This window comes from Xanthovirga aplysinae (assembly GCF_009711365.1).
In the GTDB taxonomy this organism is placed as follows: Bacteria; Bacteroidota; Bacteroidia; order Cytophagales; family Cyclobacteriaceae; genus Xanthovirga; species Xanthovirga aplysinae.
Genome location: NZ_SMMB01000889.1, coordinates 1 through 5115, shown reverse-complemented (window position 1 = coordinate 5115; position 5115 = coordinate 1). Strand labels below are relative to the sequence as shown.

General features: G+C 35.5%; 6 protein-coding genes. 5 read left to right on the top strand and 1 reads right to left on the bottom strand.

Annotation, left to right across the window (positions count from 1 at the left end; translation table 11 throughout):
- The 5 genes from E1171_RS07465 to E1171_RS07445 all read left to right on the top strand — a co-directional run.
- Nucleotides 1-1020, top strand: a 1020-nt coding sequence (locus E1171_RS07465; RefSeq protein WP_155205386.1) for an O-antigen ligase family protein, incomplete at its 5' end; no start/stop codon positions are given.
- 41 nt (nucleotides 1021-1061) lie between these two features.
- Nucleotides 1062-2300, top strand: coding sequence for a glycosyltransferase family 4 protein (locus E1171_RS07460; protein WP_155205385.1), 1239 nt, complete (start codon nucleotides 1062-1064; stop codon nucleotides 2298-2300).
- 15 nt (nucleotides 2301-2315) lie between these two features.
- Nucleotides 2316-2726 carry a glycosyltransferase family 2 protein gene (locus E1171_RS07455; RefSeq protein WP_155205384.1) on the top strand — a complete coding sequence of 137 codons (411 nt, stop codon included), beginning with the start codon at nucleotides 2316-2318 and terminating at the stop codon, nucleotides 2724-2726.
- 179 nt (nucleotides 2727-2905) lie between these two features.
- Nucleotides 2906-3289 carry a hypothetical protein gene (locus E1171_RS07450; RefSeq protein WP_155205383.1) on the top strand — a complete coding sequence of 128 codons (384 nt, stop codon included), beginning with the start codon at nucleotides 2906-2908 and terminating at the stop codon, nucleotides 3287-3289.
- Between the two features lie 13 nt (nucleotides 3290-3302).
- On the top strand, nucleotides 3303-4424 hold the full coding sequence (locus E1171_RS07445; protein ID WP_155205382.1) for a glycosyltransferase family 4 protein: 1122 nt from the start codon (nucleotides 3303-3305) through the stop codon (nucleotides 4422-4424).
- A gap of 198 nt (nucleotides 4425-4622) precedes the next feature.
- Here E1171_RS07445 and E1171_RS07440 read toward each other — a convergent pair.
- Nucleotides 4623-5115, bottom strand: a 493-nt coding sequence (locus tag E1171_RS07440; protein WP_155205381.1) for a DUF4910 domain-containing protein, incomplete at its 5' end; no start/stop codon positions are given.

Below are 5115 nucleotides of genomic sequence, written 5' to 3'. Positions count from 1 at the left end.
TTAATGGTATTAGAATCCTATTATCTTTTTGATTCAATTTATAAATACCCACATGTTATATCGCTGATCACACCGATATTTTTTATTCCCTTTATATATTGCTTTTTTGCTTCTGTTAAAGGGGAAAAATTAAAAATTGTTGCCTATGTAATTTTCACTGTCTTCCTGGGAAACTTGATATTTCTAAGAGCTGGAAACCTTAGTTGGAATGCTTTTGTGGAAGGTGATCGGGGACTTGAATCCACTGCGCTTTTAATGCTAACCCTCCCTCTATTTTATTTTTTTAATAAATACTTGCAGGAAAACAAATTCACTCAACTCATAATGTTCTTTATATGCTTGGCATTCGTAATCTTCTTTCAACATCGGACCGTATGGTTTGGAACTATATTTGGATTTTTCATAAATATATTATTACTTAAAACGCACTTGAAAATTCCATTAAAAACCAAAACTCTTCTCCCCCTTTATCTTTTTCCCCTGATCTTCCTGTTTTTTCTTAGCATCTTTATTTTCAGTGAGAAACCAGAAATAATCCAAACATTATCTGAACGTTTCACCGAAGTAAAAGACTATAAAGTCAAGGGAACAGCTAATTGGAGGTTAAGACAATTTATTTCCTATTGGCCTTTTATTACTGACCACATTTGGTTTGGAATGCGATTGGAAGGCTTTGAATTACCAATTCAATTTTACCGATCCATGGAACAAACCGGTACCGCATACTTTGACGATAATACCGGACATCACATCCATAATTTTTATATCCACATTATGTTTTATTTTGGTATTGCCGGTCTTATAATCCTCTTAGCTCCTATATTTTACATTTTAAGAAAATTCTATAAACGAGAATCTCTAAACACCGAAGAATTAACTCTATTTGCCTTTATTGTTTGTGGGCTTGTTTATGGTATCGCCTACTCCATTCCACCATATTACTTCGGCTTAATAGGAATTGCCTACAGCTATATTTCAAAATCCACGGCTGAGAAACCTATTCTCAAGGGGCAATATTAAGTGAGTTTGAATCTTCAAAAGGTCTAATGAATTAATAAAAAATGGGCAAAAAAGCGCTAAAAATTTTAGTATCGGCATATGCCTGCTCCCCCTTTGAGGGAGGAGAGAAAAACAATGGATGGAACTGGACCACAAGGAATGCCATAGAGGGGAATGAAATATGGTGTCTCACACAAGAATCAAGCAAAGAAAGTATAGATAGAGCCTTAAAGGAAAATCCTATTCCCTCCCTTCATTTTATCTTTATCAAAGTGCCCCAATGGGTAGATTATCTTTACAAATATCAAAGTGGTGTATATTTCCACTACCTTTATTGGCAAGAAGTAGCTTACAAAGAGGCAAAAATCCTAGACAAAAAATTAGATTTCGATCTAATTCATCATGTTACATACGGGAGTCTACAATTAGGCTCAGCTTTATGGAGGTTAGATAAACCCCTAATTTTTGGGCCTGCGGGAGGGGGGCAAATGGCTCCAAAAAGCCTGAAAAAGTATTTCTATAAGGGCTGGAAACAGGAGGTCAAACGCTATTGGATTAGTAATTTACTTTTAAAAATTAATAGAAATACTAAACAGACACTCCTAAAGGCTCAAATGATCCTGGCCACAAACCATGAAACCCTTGAATTAGCACAAAAATATGGGGCTAAAAACAGTAAGTTAACTGTTGATGTAGGACTTCCCTCGGAGTTCTACCCCACTATTCTACCCCTTAAACCCCAAGGAAAAGCACTAAAAATCTTATGGTTGGGCAGAATGTTCCCAAGAAAAGGATTGCCTTTAGTGTTAGATGCCCTTGGGAAGGTTGAAAATGAAATTCCCTTTCAATTGACTCTCATAGGAGATGGCCCCATGTCCATTAATTTAGAGCATTGGATAGCCAAAAACCATTTGAAAAAGAAAGTTAAGGTAATGGGAAGGGTACCCTGGGAAGAAGTTAAAAAAGCCTATGCCTCGCATGACCTTTTTATGTTCTGCACCTTAAGAGACTCTTGCGCAGCTCAGTATTTGGAGGCCATGGCCCATGGTTTACCTATCTTAACCCTAAACCTTCATGGAGCCCGAAACCTGATTCCTCCAAAGGCAGCCATAAAAATAGATATCAGTACCCCGGAAAAGACTTGCGAAAAATTAGCTGCGGCTGTCAAACAACTTTATAATAACCCAAACAAAAGGAAAAAAATGGGACTAGCTGGATTTGAATTTGCAAAAACCCTGGAATGGAAAACCAGAGTAGAAAAAATGAACAAATATTATCATGAAATATTAAACCAAGACTAAATTCTTTTTCATCAAATGATCAATAATAAAACTTCCCCTCCCCCCTTATTAAGCATTTGCATTCCAGCCTATAACAGGCCCAAATTGATCCAAAGAACACTTAATTCCATTGAACCAAAAAATCGAGAAATTGAGATCATTATCTGTGATAACTCTACAAATGATGAAACCAAAGAGGTTGTACAAAAATCATTAAAAAATGAAACATGCACCTGGAAATATTTCAAAAACAACCCATCCATAAGTCCTACTGAAAATCACAACAAATGCATAAAATTAGCGAGAGGGAGATACATATACATCATTCATGATGATGATTATTTACTACCTGGGGGCTTGCAGCTCATATTAAAACACCTACAAGCAAGCAAACATAAAGTTATCATGTTTGGGATTAAGACCGTAACGATTACAGAAGAAACTTAAGGACACAAAAAGTAAAAAAAAACAGCTATTTCCCTCCTTCTTACGCCCTATATAAGGTATTAAGTAACTCTTCTTTTGTCCGATTTCCGGCATTTATTATTCATCGTCAAGCATACCAAAAAATTGGCCTCTTTGATCCTTCCAAAAAAGATGCGGATGACTTCGACCTTTGGATCCGAATGTTCGGTCAATATGGCGTTTTATATTTCAAATATGTTACAACAGCCTACACTATCCATGATAACGCAGCAACCTCAGGCATGTTTAATAAAGAGAACATTATCAATCTCCTGGAGATTTTTCAACAGGCTACAATAGGAAGGGAAATTTCCTCCTCACTACTTCAAAAAGCTAAATCGCTATATTTTTATCAATTTATTTTAGCAGGAGCTTTTCGATCCTTTATTAAGGGAAATTTTGGAGATGCTAAACGCATACTTCAGTTATTTAAAATAAACGAAATCAAAAAATTAAGTCCTCCCGTAAAATGGCTTCCGGTTTATTTGGTCCTACAATTAATCCTTTTCCCCTTCAAACCTTTGAAATTGGGGCTTCCCAATTAACCCTACAATTCAGATGAAAAAAGTGCTAATTATCGACAGAGTTATATCTCAATATAGAGGGGAGTTTTACAACCAACTAAAGAGTGAATTGAAAAAAAAAGGGACTGAGTTGCTTTTAATTTATGGAAAAGGAACAAAAAAAGATCAACAAAAAAAAGATAAAATAGATATATCCTGGGGTCACCTTGTCAATGGAAAAACCATATGGATCATGGGATTAGATTTATATTGGCAAACCTCCTTTCTCCTTTTAAAAGAAGCGGATTTAGTCATCGTTCAACAGGCCAATAAATTATTATTCAACTATTATTTAATGCTTTTTAGAAAAATCCATGGGGTAAAACTGGCTTTTTGCGGTCATGGAAAAAATATGCAAAGCCCGGAATACAGCTTGGCTAATCAAATTAAAAAAAAGTTATTGACCCAAGTAGATTGGTGGTTCCCTTATACGGAAGGTGTTAAAAGATACCTGATCAAAAATAAATTTAATAAAGACAGGATTTCCGTAATTGAAAATGCCATTGATACGCGTGCATTATTATCCCAATATCAAGCCATTTCCAATGCCCAAACAGACTCCATAAAAGAAGAACTGGGCATACAATCAGAAAACATAGGTTTATATTGTGGTGGGATCTACAAAGAAAAAAGAATTGATTTCTTAATCCAGGCATGTGACCGAATAAAATCCTTTATACCTGATTTTCATTTTATCTTGATTGGAGCTGGGAACGAATCTGAAAAAGTGGTTGTAGCTCAAAAGAAACGAAATTGGATGCATTATTTAGGACCTAAGTTCAATGAGGAAAAAGTCCCCTATTTCAAACTTGCTTCCGTTTTCCTAATGCCTGGATTAGTAGGCTTGGCAATTTTAGACACCTTTGCCATGGAAACACCTTTAATAACCACTCAATACCCTTACCACAGCCCAGAAATAGAATACCTGGCCCCTGGGCAAAATGGTGTAATGACAAAAAATAATATCAATAGTTTCGCGGAAGGAGTCGTTAAAGTTTTAAAAAATCCGGAAAAACTACAACATTTAAAAAAGGGCTGTCAGTCCTCTGCACTCCTTTATACCAATGAAAAAATGGTAAAGAATTTTAGCGAGGGAATTGTCAAATGCTTAGGTTAATTTGAGGATTAATGTTATTAAATAACCATTCATAGATTCAAATCTAGATAAAAAAATAAAGGCTTTTATCAATCTTTTTTGAACCATTAGGGATGTCCGGGTAACGTCCCAAACAAAACCCAAACATAAAAAGAAGAAAAAATAATAAAACTGGCATAGCACTTCAGGTTACTATAAAAAAATCTCTCCGTAAATGACTTAACTCTTGTGTAAGGTTCTTAATTCTTTAAGAGAAACTTCTTCAACCTCCCTAAGAAGACCACTTTCAACTAATAAATCTGCCGCCTTACAAATTACCTTGAAATTGATTCCTGATTTTTCAGAAATACTTAAAAGGGAATTATGTTTATCCGACATATTCAAGACCCAAAGCATGGCCAATTGAGAATTAAATTGATCGTAATTTCCACCAATCTTTTGATATAACCCTCTTTTACCAAGGTGAGGCTCACAGGCAGGATTTAGGTTCAAATATTTTTTATTTCTTTCCAAAGTTTCAACTACTTGGAGCAGTAATATCAGGGATTCTCCCAATTGCTCGGCTTTCACAAAATTCAAGTCATCAGCGGAAGTGTGGTATTCTGGAAATTGCCCAAAAGGGGTTCTGGATAGACTTCCCACTGGCAAGTTAAAAGCAGGTGAACAAAACTGCCGTTCATCATAGCCATAGGGAATAAAGTCATGAATTCGA

Bases quoted from the DNA above. Each gene is read 5' to 3' on its own strand.
- E1171_RS07445 (WP_155205382.1), top strand. From the start codon at position 3,303: ATGAAAAAAGTGCTAATTATCGACAGAGTTATATCTCAATATAGAGGG.
- E1171_RS07455 (WP_155205384.1), top strand. From the start codon at position 2,316: ATGATCAATAATAAAACTTCCCCTCCCCCCTTATTAAGCATTTGCATT.
- E1171_RS07450 (WP_155205383.1), top strand. From the start codon at position 2,906: ATGTTCGGTCAATATGGCGTTTTATATTTCAAATATGTTACAACAGCC.
- E1171_RS07460 (WP_155205385.1), top strand. From the start codon at position 1,062: ATGGGCAAAAAAGCGCTAAAAATTTTAGTATCGGCATATGCCTGCTCC.